This window comes from Labilibaculum sp. (assembly GCF_041595635.1).
In the GTDB taxonomy this organism is placed as follows: Bacteria; Bacteroidota; Bacteroidia; order Bacteroidales; family Marinifilaceae; genus Labilibaculum.
Genome location: NZ_JBFHJW010000005.1, coordinates 72,468 through 87,119, shown reverse-complemented (window position 1 = coordinate 87,119; position 14,652 = coordinate 72,468). Strand labels below are relative to the sequence as shown.

11 protein-coding genes are annotated in these 14,652 nt (G+C 36.2%); 9 read left to right on the top strand and 2 right to left on the bottom strand.

Features of this window, described 5'->3' with window-relative positions; genetic code table 11:
• Positions 1-44 precede the first annotated feature (44 nt).
• Positions 45-1,607, bottom strand: a complete 1,563-nt coding sequence (locus ABYT26_RS02860) for a 2Fe-2S iron-sulfur cluster-binding protein (RefSeq protein ID WP_372751382.1) — start codon at positions 1,605-1,607, stop codon at positions 45-47.
• Positions 1,608-1,664: 57 nt separating this feature from the next.
• Entirely contained in the window at positions 1,665-1,847 is a 183-nt protein-coding gene (locus ABYT26_RS02855) for a 4Fe-4S binding protein (RefSeq protein ID WP_372751381.1), read from the bottom strand.
• Here ABYT26_RS02855 and ABYT26_RS02850 point away from each other — a divergent pair.
• The 9 genes from ABYT26_RS02850 to ABYT26_RS02810 all read left to right on the top strand — a co-directional run bounded on the left by ABYT26_RS02850 (position 1,837) and on the right by ABYT26_RS02810 (position 14,628).
• Positions 1,837-2,760 (top strand): PQQ-binding-like beta-propeller repeat protein, encoded by a 924-nt coding sequence (locus ABYT26_RS02850; RefSeq protein WP_372751411.1) that lies wholly within the window; start codon positions 1,837-1,839, stop codon positions 2,758-2,760. The two genes, ABYT26_RS02855 and ABYT26_RS02850, sit on opposite strands and share 11 nt — an antisense overlap.
• Positions 2,761-2,878: 118 nt before the next feature.
• The gene (locus ABYT26_RS02845; RefSeq protein WP_372751380.1) at positions 2,879-3,571 is read left to right on the top strand and encodes an ABC transporter ATP-binding protein; all 693 of its coding nucleotides are present in this window, start codon (positions 2,879-2,881) and stop codon (positions 3,569-3,571) included.
• 10 nt (positions 3,572-3,581) lie between these two features.
• Complete coding sequence (locus ABYT26_RS02840) at positions 3,582-6,872, top strand: FtsX-like permease family protein (RefSeq protein WP_372751379.1); 3,291 nt, start codon at positions 3,582-3,584, stop codon at positions 6,870-6,872.
• A 388-nt stretch (positions 6,873-7,260) separates the two neighbouring features.
• Positions 7,261-8,085, top strand: coding sequence for an ATP-binding protein (locus tag ABYT26_RS02835; protein ID WP_372751378.1), 825 nt, complete (start codon positions 7,261-7,263; stop codon positions 8,083-8,085).
• 144 nt (positions 8,086-8,229) lie between these two features.
• A complete protein-coding gene (locus ABYT26_RS02830; protein ID WP_372751377.1) occupies positions 8,230-8,640 on the top strand; it encodes a GNAT family N-acetyltransferase in 411 nt (136 codons plus the stop codon).
• A 251-nt stretch (positions 8,641-8,891) separates the two neighbouring features.
• Positions 8,892-10,085: a radical SAM/SPASM domain-containing protein gene (locus tag ABYT26_RS02825; RefSeq protein WP_372751376.1), complete on the top strand. Its 1,194-nt coding sequence runs from the start codon at positions 8,892-8,894 to the stop codon at positions 10,083-10,085.
• 65 nt (positions 10,086-10,150) lie between these two features.
• Complete coding sequence (locus tag ABYT26_RS02820) at positions 10,151-11,761, top strand: polyprenyl synthetase family protein (RefSeq protein ID WP_372751375.1); 1,611 nt, start codon at positions 10,151-10,153, stop codon at positions 11,759-11,761.
• Positions 11,762-11,900: 139 nt separating this feature from the next.
• On the top strand, positions 11,901-12,806 hold the full coding sequence (locus ABYT26_RS02815; RefSeq protein ID WP_372751374.1) for a prenyltransferase/squalene oxidase repeat-containing protein: 906 nt from the start codon (positions 11,901-11,903) through the stop codon (positions 12,804-12,806).
• Positions 12,807-12,828: 22 nt separating this feature from the next.
• Positions 12,829-14,628 carry a prenyltransferase/squalene oxidase repeat-containing protein gene (locus ABYT26_RS02810; RefSeq protein ID WP_372751373.1) on the top strand — a complete coding sequence of 600 codons (1,800 nt, stop codon included), beginning with the start codon at positions 12,829-12,831 and terminating at the stop codon, positions 14,626-14,628.
• Positions 14,629-14,652: the final 24 nt, after the last annotated feature.

Below are 14,652 nucleotides of genomic sequence, written 5' to 3'. Positions count from 1 at the left end.
TAGTATAAAATGTTTTTTCATTTGTCTGCTCTTTTGTACTTCCATTAAGCTGAAAAGGACTTCAACTTTTTTAAAGATATAGCTCCAGTTGGACAAGCTTCGGCACAATCTTTTGCTGCCACCCTCAATGCCTTATCAATTTCCTGATTGAATGGCACTGCAACTTTAACAGTAAAACCTCTTCCAATATTGGTTAAACCGGTTTGCTCCTTATATTTTTCTGCAATTTCTATACACAAACCACATTTTATGCATTTCTCTGGTTCATAAATAATACTTTGGTGATTGAAGTATTTCACCACATTGTTTCGCTCTCCAAATAGAAACTTTCTGCGGTCGGCTTGATAAGCATCAGCACAAGTTCGAAGCTTGCAATTATCTACTTTTCTACAGTCACAATGAAGACATCTTTTGGCTTCTTCAATGGCTTCTTTTTTCGTAAATCCATTTACTGATTTTGCCTCTATACGATCTCCTTCAACCGATTCTTTTAAGTACTCTTCCAACTCCTCTTTTCGCAAGGTTCCGAATCGAGAATTAAATGTTCTTTTCGTTGCTTTTCCTTCACCTTTTTTCAGATATTCATCCACCGACCAAGCACATTCTTTGCCCATAGCAACAGCTTTTACTGCCATTTTTTGAAAACGAATGATACTGCCTGTGGCAAATATTCCCTTGCTATTTGTGGCGAATGTGTCTTGATCAATCCACACACTGCCATTCGCTGATTTAATTCCAAAATCAGTCTCTGAATCAAGACTATTTCCCGATGCCAGAATTACAGCATCAAAATCGGAATTGATTTTTGCCAACTCCTCTTTTCCGATCTTCTGATTGGTATGAAAAACTAGACCAAATTGCTTTAATATTTCAATTTCCCGCTCTAATATATTGTTAGGTAATTCTCCATTATTTACGCAAGTATTCAAACTTCCACCAAGGCTATTTTCTTTCTCAAAAATATCGCAAGAATGACCATCTAAAAAAAGATGATAAGCTACCGATAATCCCGCAGGCCCCGATCCAATTACAGCAACTTTTTTTCCACTTGATGCTTTCTTTTTGGGAAGATAAAAATTTATTTCCTCATCCGCAGAAAATCGTTTCAACAAACAAATCGAAACAGCCTGATCAACATCTTTTCGTCTACACACCTTTTCGCATGGAGCTGAACAAATATATCCCAAGATCCCAGGAAGAGCAATTTCCTCTTTTACAATCTTCAATGCCTCAATGAACTTGCCATTAGCAATAAAACGATTCATTTTGGGAATGTCCATATAAGCTGGGCAAGCCACGCGACAAGGAGCTTCACAATCACCAACATGATCGCTCAACAACAGTTCAATAGCCTCTTTTCGTGCCTCAAATACTTCTGGATCATTGCTCGCCAAATCCATCCCTTCAGTCACCTTAGTCGCACAAGAAGGAAGCATCTGCTGATTTGCATTGTTTCTTACCATACAAACCATGCAAGTTGGATGATTACTGCATCCTTCCAGATAGCACATGCTCGGAATTTCAATTCCTACAGTACGTGCTGCATTCAGAACAGTAGTTCCTTCGGGAACAGTAATGGCTATATTGTCTATTCTTAGTTTTAGCATTTTATTAAATTTCAAATCCATGGGTTAAAACCACGTAGCTATTCATTTTTAATGAATTTATTTTATTTCAATAGCATCTACTGGGCAAATCTGTTTACAGATATCGCATTTAATACACAAATCATGATCCACTTTGTGCAATTCGTATGGTTTTGCTTCAATGGCATCTACTGGGCAGCGCTGTGCACATTTGGTACATCCAGTACAATTTTCATTGATTTCGTAACGAATTGTAAGCAATGGAAATATATTTGTTGGATCGAATGATGGAAATTTGTACGCAATATCAAAAACTGGTGAGCTAAAATGGAAATTTGATGCAATAACATCGGTAGAAGCAGCGCCATTGTATTTAGATGGTAACGTTTATTTCGGATCCTTAGAGGGAATGTTTTACTGCTTAAATGCAACAACGGGTGAACAAAAATGGAAGTATGCCACAGATGGTCAGATTTCTGGTTCTGCAAGCTGGTTTTACGATTCCTCAGCAAAGAAAAAGTGCATACTATTCGGCAGTTATGACTTTAATCTGCATTGTATTGATGCAAAATCAGGCAAAGTATTATGGAAATATGCATCGGATAATTACGTTAATGGTGCAGCCGCATGCAATGGCGAAATAGCCGTTTTTGGTGGTTGCGATGGTTTTCTTCATCAAGTGGATGTGAAAACAGGAAAAGCGAAGAGTAAATTCGATATTCAAACTTATATAGCCTCATCCGTTGCCTTAGATGGAAATCAGGCATATTTTGGAAATCACGATGGAGAATTCTTTTGTGTTGATTACCAGAAGAGTGCAATTAAATGGAAAAAAGAAGGTGCAATTTCATATTTAGCTTCTCCTGCCATATCAGAGAATCAGGTGATAATTGGAGCTGAAAACAGACAGGTATACTGCTTTGATAAAGCTAGTGGGAAAATTCAATGGCAATTTAAAACAAGAAATAAAATAGAAGCATCGCCTGTTATTGCTGGCAATTCAGTGGTGATTGGCTCAGGAGATGGTAGAATTTACGTGCTGGATCGAAAAACGGGCAAACAAATTTGGTCTTACGAAATTGGAAGAGCTATTGTTGGAACCCCTGCAGTTGTGGAAGAAATGATTATAGTTACAGCCATGGATGGTAGTGTTTATGCAATTGGATCTAAGTAATAAATGTAAAAAACTAAATGCATAGCATTTTAACCTTTAATAGAATGTAGTTCGATAAATAGTGCTGAGATAAGCGTAATTAGTGATAATTTAATTTAGAAAAATTATAGAATACAAGATGATTGTAGAACTAAAGAAGATTACGAAATACTATAAAAATTCAGAAGGAAGTGAGAAGAGAATCATTTTAGATGATCTTAGCTTAAGCATTGAAAATGGGGAGAGTATAGCTGTTGTTGGACCATCAGGTTCGGGCAAAAGCACCTTGTTGAATGTGCTTAGTTCTTTGGATACATGTAATTCGGGTTCTATAACTTTCAATGGTCAAAATTTATCGGAACTGAATGGAAAGGAATTGGCGATTTTCCGCAATCAGAATTTGGGTTTTGTATTTCAATCGCATCATTTATTGCCTCAGTTAAGCCTAATTGAAAATGTCTTGCTTCCTTTTATTCCTGTAAAGGATAGGCGATTGAAGAAAGAAGCTGAAAAAAGAGCCTTGGAATTGCTTAGTTATGTGGGACTTTCAAATCAAATACATCAACGCCCCGGACAAATGTCTGGTGGTGAGTGCCAGCGTGCAGCCGTTGTACGTGCTTTAATTCATCAACCAAATTTGATTCTTGCCGATGAGCCTACGGGTTCTTTGGATAAGAAATCAGCAGAGCAATTAGGCGATTTATTAGTGAATATTAACAAAAAACAAGCAGTTTCTTTAGTGGTAGTGACACATTCAATGGATCTAGCCAAGAAAATGAAGAAGATCTATCAATTGGAAGATGGTAAGCTAGTTTTAATTAACAATGCTTAATTAAAACAATATGAATTTATTTACATACATCTTCAAAAGTCTTTGGTTCTTTAGAAAGCAGCATTTTGCAGTTTTACTAGGAACAATTGTTAGTACTGCGGTGCTTACGGGAGCTTTGATTATTGGTGATTCGGTAAAATATAGCTTACACGAATTGGTTGATTTGCGTTTGGGAGCGGTGGAATATGCAATGCCAACAGGCGATCGATATGTGCGTGCCGATTTGGCTAGGGATATTCAAGAGGATTTGAAAATACCAATAGCTGCAGTATTTCAAACACATGGAATAGCAGTTCAGCCTGAAACGCAAAGTCGAATGAATAATGTTCAGGTTTTAGGCTTAGATAAGAATTTTTGGAATTTCTCGGATGGGGAGAATTTGGAATTGATGGACGGAGAAGCGGCCATTAGTCAGAATTTAGCTGAGAAAATGAAACTTAGCCTTGGCGATGAATTCCTGCTTCGAGTTGAAAAGGAAAGTTTAATACCTGCCAATGCTCCTTTTGTATCTGACGAAGATCAGACCCTGGCTTTACGAGTAAATATAAAGGCAATTGCCACAGATAAAGACTTGGGACGATTTAGTTTGAAAAACAATCAGGTAGCTCCGTATAATGTATTTCTTTCCAGAGAATATTTAGCAGATGAAATGGAATTGGCGGGAAGAGCTAATTTACTTTTAGTAGCCAATCGAGAGAATGAAAATAGTTTTCAGTCTGACTTAAGTGCTAGTATGAAAGTTAATTGGAATCTTTCTGATGCTGGATTGCAAATTCGTGAGTTGGAAAAAAATGATCAAATTGAAATTATCTCCGATCGTGTACTTATTGATTTACCAATATCTAATGTAATCAATGAAATGACCGAGAAGAAAAGCTTTCTTTTAACCTATTTTGTAAATAATTTCACTTGCAAGGATAAATCAACACCATATTCATTTGTTTCGGCCATTAATGGAGATTCTCCACTGGCGAAATTATCAACAAATGAAATAATCATTAACCAATGGTTGGCTGATGATTTACACGCGCAAATTGGCGATGAAATCTCACTTGATTACTTTGCGATAGGTTCAATGCGTAAGCTAGAAGAACGAAAACAAACGTTCCTTGTAAAAGAAATATTGGCTTCAAGTAATACTTTAATCGATCAAGCTATGATGCCATCTTTTCCTGGCTTATCGGATGCTGGAAGCTGTAACGAATGGGAGGCAGGCATACCGGTAGATTTCTCCAAAATCAGACCGAAGGATGAGGATTACTGGAAAGAATACAAGGGAACTCCAAAAGCATTTATTTCGCAAGAGAAAGCAATTGAATTGTGGAGTAATAAATATGGAAAATACACAGCTGTTCGATTTAATAAACAAGAAATAGATCAAGAGCAACTGAAAACAAAATTACTCGCTGCAATGAGTCCTGAGATGCTTAATCTGACTTTTAACTCGGTTAGGCTTGATGGCAAAAATGCAGCTGATAATATGGTAGATTTTGGTGAGTTGTTCTTGAGTTTGAGTTTCTTCATCATATTTGCAGGTATTTTGCTAACCATATTGATTTACTCTTTAAACTTGGATAGTAGAACACAAGAAACTGGTATTCTTTTAGGTTTAGGCTTTAGTAAATCGAAAATTCTGCGATTAAGAGTTTATGAATCCTTAATTACCATCATTTTAGGAGGTATAATTGGTGTGTTGGGTGGAATTCTCTATAATAAATTGCTTTTGAATGCATTGAATTCTGTTTGGACAGATGTGGTGCGTACCAATATGTTGAATGTTCACGTAAAGGGAAGTACGCTGCTTAGTGGATTTTTAGTTGGTTTGATAATAGCACTGCTTTGTATTTGGTGGGTAACTAGAAAAAACTTGAAGAAATCTGCTCATGTGCTTATTAATAATATGATGGATGAGGATGTTTCATTAAAAAACAGCAATCTGTCGATCTTACTAGCAGGCTTATCTGTTATCGGAACATTTGTGATTATTGCTTACGCATTAACATCTCCTGATCTAAATGCTGAGCTATTACTTTCTGCAGGAGGTTTGTTCATGATTGGATCTTGTGCCTTATTTCATTGGTATTTGCAGCGCTTAAGTGTTAAAAAAAGCCACACAACACCAAGTTTGTATCAATTGGCAGTTAAGAACAGTGCAAGGAATCGAAAACGCAGCTTGGCAACGGTCGCGTTATTGGCTCTGGGAACCTTTTCGGTTTTAATTACAGGTGCCAATCGAAAAACCTTTTACAATAAAGATAACGTTGCAAATTCAGGCACTGGTGCTTATGAGTACTTCTTAGAAACAACAATGCCTGTGTTGTTTGATTTAAATACCACCGAAGGACAAGAGAAGATTGGCTTTTGGGAAGGAGATTTGGATAAAGAAGTTCAATTTACTCAATTTAGAGCCTTGGAAGGCGATGACGCAAGCTGCTTAAACCTGAATCAGGTGCAAAAACCAAGAGTTTTAGGTTTTAATCCAAATCAATTTGATGCTAGAGGAGCATTCACTTTTGCTAAACTTCACGATGATGTTGATCAGGATCATCCTTGGTTGGCTCTTAATCGGGATTATGGGGAAAAAATTATTCCTGCTTATGCCGATCAAACCGTAATTGTTTGGGGCTTGAAAAAAGCAGTGGGCGATACTTTAATTTATCAAGATGAATTTGGAAATAATGTGAAGCTTTTACTCGTGGGAGGCTTGAATAATTCCATTTTTCAAGGGAACATCCTAATTGCTGATTCTTACTTTCAAAAGTATTGGCCATCTGTTAGTGGATCTAAGATATTATTGGTTGATAATCCAATAGTTAGTGATAGCCAATTGATGCAAGACTTGGAGGTTAATCTGCAAGATTTAGGAGTAACTGGAATGAAAACTTCCGATCGATTGGCTGCATTCTATTCGGTTGAAAATACCTATTTAAGTATGTTTATGTTTTTAGGCGGATTAGGTGTTATAATTGGTACAATTGGATTGGGAATTGTATTAATGAGAAATATTTTAGAACGTAAAAAGGAGTTGGCATTACTCAGCGCAATTGGTTATCAGCAAAACAGTTTGTTCAAACTCTTGTTTTTCGAAAATGTGTTTCTGCTCATAGCCGGATTAGCTTGTGGTGTGAGTGCTGCATTCATTGGTGTTTTGCCATCCCTACTTTCTCCATCATTCGGAATGCCTTTAGGCTATATACTAAGTTTGCTATTAGGAATAACAATAAGTGGATTAATTTGGATTTGGATTCCTGCACGAATGATTAAGAAATTGAAAATTGCGGAATCACTAAAAAATGAATAATAAATAACTCATTACCATATAATTGGTAAAATTGATAGTCTTGCTTATCTTTCTGCTAGCAGTTAATAAGCATTCTAGTTTAAAATTTGGTAACAAAAAACAATTTCTGCTAATAAAATGTTGTACAAGTAAAAGCTCAGGTTGAAATAGTAATTACAACTTTTGAAGTGATGGAATTACGGCTATGTTCAAATGAAAAAAGGAACAAAAGAGCATTTTGCTTAACCAATTATCAACAATATAATACATTCGCCTTGGAGATGCTCTATTGGCATATGATATCAAAAAGAAGAATTAATGTGTGAATGAGTAATATGGTAATGAGGATATGAAAGACTATAAAAGTCTTTATTCTGATTATTTAATACTAAGTACTAATTTGTAAATTATGGGCAAACATATATTCATTTGCGGGTGCGAGAAGGATGGAAAAATCGAAAAGAAATCGGTTCAGAAATTGAAAAGTGCTCTAGAGGAAAGAAATATAGGCTATACTTATATCGAGGACATGTGTGGTACAATTCTTAAAAATCCTAATGATTTGGAAAGTCTGTACAATGCAGAGGATGCTATTGTTTTTGGTTGTCAGGCTCGGGCAATACAAAACTTAGTCAATAATTCAGGAAGAAAGGATGAGGCTCATACTACAAAATATCATCATGTGGATAATGAGAATCAGGAGGAAGTAATTTCTCAATTGGAATCTAATACCCTAGAGCCACTGAAAATTAAATATTCCGATGCTTGGAAACCTTGGTATCCGGTTATTGATTACGACCGTTGCAATGCTTGTCGCAAATGCTTAAACTTTTGCTTGTTTAGTGTTTACTCTGTTGAGGATGATGGTACGGTTGTGGTTTCTGCTTCGGCAAATTGTAAGGACATGTGTCCAGCTTGTGCCAGAGTATGTCCTCAAAATGCAATTATTTTCCCTAAACATGCCGAAAGTCCCATAGATGGAGGTGAAAGTGATGGTTCTGAGAATGAGAAAACGGATATTTTGGAACAAATTCAAAATGATGATGTTTATTCTGTACTAAGTGCTCGCAGAAAAAATTTCCAAATGACCTTACTGAAGAATGATCAGTTTAAAATGGCTGAGGATGAGCGTCGGGCTTGTTGCAGTGGAGCAGAGAAAAAAGAGGATGAAAAGAAAGTCGAGAAATATGATTGCGATTGTAATGATGAAGATTTGAATTCGCCTTGTTGCTAAAAGGATTGAATAATGGTTAAGCTTGATTTCAAGTCACGCTTTATAAAGTAATAGGTTGCTAATTACGAAAAGACCAAACCGGTCTGCTTATTTTTTAGTTAGCCGAGCAAGACAAGCGTTTAAATATACATTAAAGATTATTGAATGAAAATAGAGATTTCAGAGAAAAGTCAAATAGATAAAGACAAAATTTTTGATTTGTATAGACAAAATAAATGGTCATCAGCCGATAAACCAGATGAGTTGATAAAAGCATTGGAGAACTCTCATTCATTGATTTCTGCTTGGGATGGTGATAAGTTAGTTGGATTGGCTAATTCGATTTCAGATGGATATTTAGTTGTTTATTATCCACATTTATTAATTCTTCCTGAATATCAAGGATGTGGTATTGGAAAAATGATAATGAATAAATTTCAAGAGAAATATTTAGATTTTCACCAACAGATTTTAGTGGCAGATGGAGAAGCGATTGATTTTTATGAAAAGTGTGGATTTGAAAAAGCTGGAAGTTGTTTGCCAATGTGGATTTATAAAGGACATGATCATGATTAAGTAAAAACTAATCAAGTCTACTTATTTCCTATATGAATTTTACTCTTTTCGGGAAAATGCTGATGGGCAAAAGGGTGTATTTTTGTATTCTATTTTAGAAGTACACCTATGGCTGTCGCCATCTCCCATTAGAAGTAGGATTGCGAAATTTGCCAAGAGCACAATTTAGTAGTTGTTGCTTGAATATTATAAAGACATTTGAGTATAAAATTTAGCTCTGAAGAAGAGATAAAATTAAGAAATAGAAAAGAATGATTTTTTCATTAGGAACAAGAATACTGAGACAGGTGGATGCCAGATTGCTATGGAAACTTGGCTATAATTTGGGTTGGAAGGGGATGAAGGCAGTTGCTAAACACAAGAAACGCCTGAAGAAGGGTGAATTGTATCCGGCTTTCATGATGATTTCAGTTACTGACAATTGTAATTTGAATTGCCAGGGATGTTGGGTTACCATCAACAATACTTCCAAGGGAATGGATGTGGAAACATTAGAGAACATAATTGTTTCGAGTAAAAAGAAAGGTTCATATTTCTTTGGCTTGTTGGGTGGTGAACCGCTGATGTATCCTCATTTAATGGATGTGATTGAAAGACATTCTGATTGCTATTTTCAGATGTTCACCAATGGAACTTTACTAACTGATGAACTTGCTCAGCGACTAAGAAAATTAGGGAACGTTTCACCTTTAATTAGTGTGGAAGGTCTGCAAGATGTTAGTGATATTCGAAGAGGAGCGAATAATGTGTATGCCCGAACTATGACAGGGATCGAAGCTTCTACAAAGAATAAATTGTTTACAGGAGTGGCAACGAGTGTTTGCAAATCGAACTTTAAAGATTTGGTGAACAAAGAATTTGTGAATTCGTGCATTAAAAAGGGGATTCATTACTTATGGTTTTATATTTATCGACCTGTAGGAGCACGTCCAAACACCGAATTGGCTTTATCCGAAGAAGAAATATTAAAATTACGTCAGTTTATGGTAGATATTCGTGTAAAAGCACCCTTGATGATCATAGATACCTATTGGGATGAAAATGGACAAGCCTTGTGTCCTGGAGCTTTGGGCTTGTCACATCACATCAATCCTTATGGTGATATCGAATTTTGCCCACCAATTCAGTTTGCAGGAGAAAAAATTGAAAAGGATTCAAATATTGTAGAGCTAATTGAGAATTCGAAATATATCGGAGGCCTGAGAAAAGGTATTAATGAATGCACGCAAGGCTGCATATTATTGGATAATCCGCAGCAATTGCATACGATGCTAAAGAATGTAAATGCTTATGATTCATCGAAAAGGAATGCTTCATTTAAAGAATTGAAGAAGATGAAGGTATGCGCTGGTCATCACATTCCAGGAAAAGAAATTCCTGAAAAAAGTTGGTTGTACCGATTTGCAAAAAAGTATTCTTTTTTTGGATTTGGAGCCTACGGATAATAAGTTTTACAGAGAGGTAATTCATTGTGCCCGTACTCAATTGATTTAATTGATATATGTACCAAATGGTTGTAAGAAATAAACAAGTAAATACAAGTTTCGGAAATAGTTTGCCACAGCATCCTAAAAAGTTGAAACAGATTCGTGATCTGATTCGTGATTATGCTGCTGAGTGTGAATTGGTGCCGCCTTTGCAAGAAGAGGACGTGATTTTTCATTCTGGAGAATTGATTCAAAAGCATCCTGAATTGTTTTTGTATCAGAAATTATTGGCCGTAATGATTAACAATTATGCTTGGAGTACTATTGTGGCTGGAATTCCTTTTAACCGACGAATTTTACTATTGCCAAAATGCATTAGCCATTCCTCCCAATGTCCAGCTAAATATGATGAGCTGGGATTGCTTTGCGAACAATGTGGACGTTGTGATTTGGCGGAGATTATTGCACAAGCAGACGAATTTGGCTATCATACCATTGTTAGTGAGGGAACTACTTCAGCAAGTATTTTACTTTCGTCGGGACAGGTCGAATGTGTTATTGGTGTAGGTTGTTTGCATTCATTTGAACGTACTTTTCCTTTGGCAGTAAAAGAAGCAGTTCCATCCATTGCAATTCCACTGTATAACAACGATTGTAAGGATTCTAAGGTAGATAGAATTTGGTTAGACGAAGTTCTAGCCATTCGAAATGAAAGCAATTGGAAAGGCTGGATCAATCTTGAATCTTTAAAACAAGTAGTAAAAGATTGGTTTACTATAGATAAACTAAGCGTTCTTTTCGGAAAAGATGATCCTACCATTAATATTGCTATAAATTGGATGGAAAAGGATGGGAAGCGTTGGAGACCAATGATTATGGTTGCTGTTTATGATGCCTTAACTGGAAATGGTGGAGTGTATGACGAAACAATACAGAAATTAGCAGTTTCCATAGAGTGCTTTCATAAAGCATCTTTGGTTCATGATGATATTGCAGATGAAGATGATGAACGTTACAGAAAGCCTACACTTCATAAAGAATACGATATACCTGTTGCGCTAAATGTAGGAGATTTACTAGTGGGGTTTGGTTATCAAATGGTAGCTGAATCGGGAGCAAAAAACATTCGAAAGTTGCTGTCGGTAGCTTCAAATGCTCACAGAGATTTGTCTTTAGGACAAGGAGAGGAGTTGTTATGGAGAAGAAATGAAAAATTGCTTACGGAAGAGGAAATAATTCGTATTTTCAGTAATAAAACATCTCCTGCATTTGAGGTTGCTTTGCAATTTGGAGCAATATTGGCAGTTGCAGATGAACAAGTTCAAAAAATCATTTCAGAATATAGTAATGCACTAGGAATTGCCTATCAAATTAAAGATGATTTGGATGATTTCAAACAAGAAAGTATAGCAAGTGGTTTCAACACCATTCAACCATCCTTGGTTTCAACACTTTTGAATAAAAGTCATCCTGAAAAAATGCAGGAGTGGTACCTTAGAAATCAAAAGAAGGATAGTAGTTTAGAGGTGGAGTTTTTGCAATGGGAAGAAACTCAAAAGGCAATGAAAGAAGCAGAAGAGATGTTAATTATTTACAAACGAAATGCTTTAAAAGCTTTAAAACCTCTAAAAAATACAACACTAAAAATATTACTAACTCGTTTGTTGAACCGTATCGTTCCAGAAATGAATTAATGTTGAAAATTATTGGGCAATTTATAGAATGTCTAATAAGGAAAAAGAAAAATAGTAACCTACAATTCATATCATTTTGAACAAGGTAACCAATTGCAATCAATTCATTCTCAAAGCACTTCTAAAATCTCAGGAAGTTTTGAGTGAAGAAGCACAAAATCAGATTAAATCCTTTGTAAGAACCCAAAAATTAGAAAGTGGTGGATTTATAGATCGTGCAGGAATGGCAGATTTGTATTATACCGTATTTGGTTATACGTTAGCTTTAATTTTAGATGTAAAACTGAATGTAAGCGAGGAACGAAAGTATTTAAAGAGAATAAAACAAGAAGGTAATTTGGATTTTGTACATTCTGTTTGTCTTGTTCGCTGTGATTTTCTGCTTCATTTGATTGATGTAAGACAAAAATCAGGTTTGAAGGCTTCCAAATTATTAGCTAATAGCTTTGCAAAAAATATAATTGTCAATCGAATTGTAAAATCCATAAAGAACGACTATTCCAATATATTGAGGGAGTTGGAAGAACATAATGCATCCGATGGAGGCTATAATCACATTAAAAAAGAGGCCAGTAGATCTACTATTTACGCCAATTATTTGATGTGGACACTTTTTCAGGATTTGAATGCAGAAAAAGAATTGCTAGAAAAGATAATTGTTGCTAATAAAGCTTTGCGATCTTTGAATGGTTCCTTCGCCAATGAAGAAAATAGTTCTGATGGTGTGACTTCATCCACTGCTGCAGGATTAATTATGGATTTAGACTCCGGAAAAAGCAAAGAATGGCTGAATCAAATGTTATCTAAAAGAGGTGGCTTTATGGCTGCCAAAGAAGTTCCTATAGCAGATCTATTATCCACATCAGTAACATTACTTGCCTTAAAGCTATCTGGAGAAAATATGCAAGACTATGCAGAAAATTCCGTAAATTTCATAAACCTTCACTGGGATGAGTCCGGAGGATTCTTTGGTAGCATAGCCGACATGACCTGTGATGTGGAGTACACCTATTACGCTCTTTTAGGCATAGGTGTTTTATCTTGATACTCACATTTGATTCATTTGAATGCAAGCAAAATTCGATAAAATACAATCTCTTAAGCAAAAACTAGATGAGCACATCATCTCTCTTCAAAATGAAGATGGGTATTGGGATGGCAAGCTTTCGAGTAGTGCTTTGTCTACAGCAATAGCTGTTTTTGCACTGTGGCAATACGATTCGAAAAAGTACAATTTTCAGATTGCGAGCGGATTAAAATGGTTGATGAATAATTCCAATTTGGATGGAGGATGGGGCGATACCATCCGCAGTAAAAGTAATTTGAGTACAACACTATTAACATGGGCATGTCTGTCGATAGTTAAGAATGACCCCAAATATACAGAATGCCTTCAGAATGCTGAAAATTGGTTGACTGATCAATTAAAAGAACTCGATCCCAAATCAATTAGTACTGCTGTTTTAAATCATTACCAGAAAGATCAGACCTTTTCAGTTCCTATTTTGGCCATGTGTGCCTTGTCGGGCAGACTGGGAGAGAAAGGTTGGGATTTGGTTCCACAGTTGCCTTTTCAAATGGCTATTTTCCCAGATCGTCTCTTTAAATTTTTAAATCTTTCAGTGGTAAGTTATGCTATTCCTGCTTTAATTGCTATTGGTCTGGTAAAATCGGTAAATACTAAAAACAGTAAGCCAATAGCTCAGCTCAATAAATCGGTAAAAGCAAAAGTACTGAAGGTGCTGGCAGAAAAACAACCTGATAATGGTGGCTTTTTAGAGGCTACACCGCTTACTGGATTTGTTCTCATGAGTTTGATAGGGGCAGGAGAGAAAGAACTTGAGGTTTGCTCTAAAGCGTCTAGTTTTCTTTGTGAATCGATTCGTGAGGATGGAAGCTGGCCTATCGATACACATTTGGCTACTTGGGTAACATCTTTGTCTTTAAATGCATTGGCTGATGAGAATTTAGCAAGTTTGCCAAGAATAGAGAAGACGGTGAATGGTTTAGTGGATCAGCAATTGCAAGAAATACATCCTTTTACCAAAGCACAGCCTGGGGGTTGGGCTTGGACTCACCTTCAAGGAGGTGTGCCAGATGCTGATGATACTTCGGGAGCATTAATTGCATTGCATCGCCTTAAGCAATTTCAGGAGATACCAACAAAAGTGGTCGAAGATGGAATTAATTGGTTGCTGAAAATGCAAAATTCCGATGGCGGAATGCCAACATTCTGTAAAGGCTGGGGAAAATTGCCTTTTGATTGCTCTTGTCCTGATATTACTGCTCATGCCATGAAAGCAATTAGTTTGTGGGGTAAGGAGATAAACCCAGAAGTAAGAGCAAAAATTCATACCTTTTTCAGAAAGTCCTGGCAATATATTAAATCAACACAGCAAGCAGATGGTTCGTGGTTGCCACTATGGTTTGGGAACGAAGATGATGCAAAACATCACAATCCGGTATATGGAACATCTATTGTTTTGTATTCCTTAATTTGCATTGAGTCAATGTGTATGTTTGGATCAGGTAAAGCAAAAATTAAAGCGATGAATTTCCTTCTTTCTACTCAGAATCAAGATGGTGGATGGGGCGGAAATGATTCTATAATTTCTACAATTGAAGAAACAGCGCTTGCAATTCGAGCCTTGAGTGGTACAGATAATTGGACACAAATAAGTTTGGCAATTAATTGGTTGCATCAAAATTTACCCATCGATTTAACGGAAATTAAAGCAAGTCCAATAGGATTGTATTTCGCATCACTTTGGTATTTCGAGGATATGTATCCCTTGGTATTTGCCAGTTCGGCTTTAAAAGAAGTTTTGAAAACAATTAAGAATTCTGAATTAGTAATGACTACTTAATTTAGCAATACTGTCCTATATCTT

Bases quoted from the DNA above. Each gene is read 5' to 3' on its own strand.
- ABYT26_RS02830 (WP_372751377.1), top strand. From the start codon at position 8,230: ATGAAAATAGAGATTTCAGAGAAAAGTCAAATAGATAAAGACAAAATT.
- ABYT26_RS02820 (WP_372751375.1), top strand. From the start codon at position 10,151: ATGGTTGTAAGAAATAAACAAGTAAATACAAGTTTCGGAAATAGTTTG.
- ABYT26_RS02825 (WP_372751376.1), top strand. From the start codon at position 8,892: ATGATTTTTTCATTAGGAACAAGAATACTGAGACAGGTGGATGCCAGA.
- ABYT26_RS02835 (WP_372751378.1), top strand. From the start codon at position 7,261: ATGGGCAAACATATATTCATTTGCGGGTGCGAGAAGGATGGAAAAATC.
- ABYT26_RS02860 (WP_372751382.1), bottom strand. From the start codon at position 1,607: ATGCTAAAACTAAGAATAGACAATATAGCCATTACTGTTCCCGAAGGA.
- ABYT26_RS02845 (WP_372751380.1), top strand. From the start codon at position 2,879: ATGATTGTAGAACTAAAGAAGATTACGAAATACTATAAAAATTCAGAA.
- ABYT26_RS02810 (WP_372751373.1), top strand. From the start codon at position 12,829: ATGCAAGCAAAATTCGATAAAATACAATCTCTTAAGCAAAAACTAGAT.
- ABYT26_RS02840 (WP_372751379.1), top strand. From the start codon at position 3,582: ATGAATTTATTTACATACATCTTCAAAAGTCTTTGGTTCTTTAGAAAG.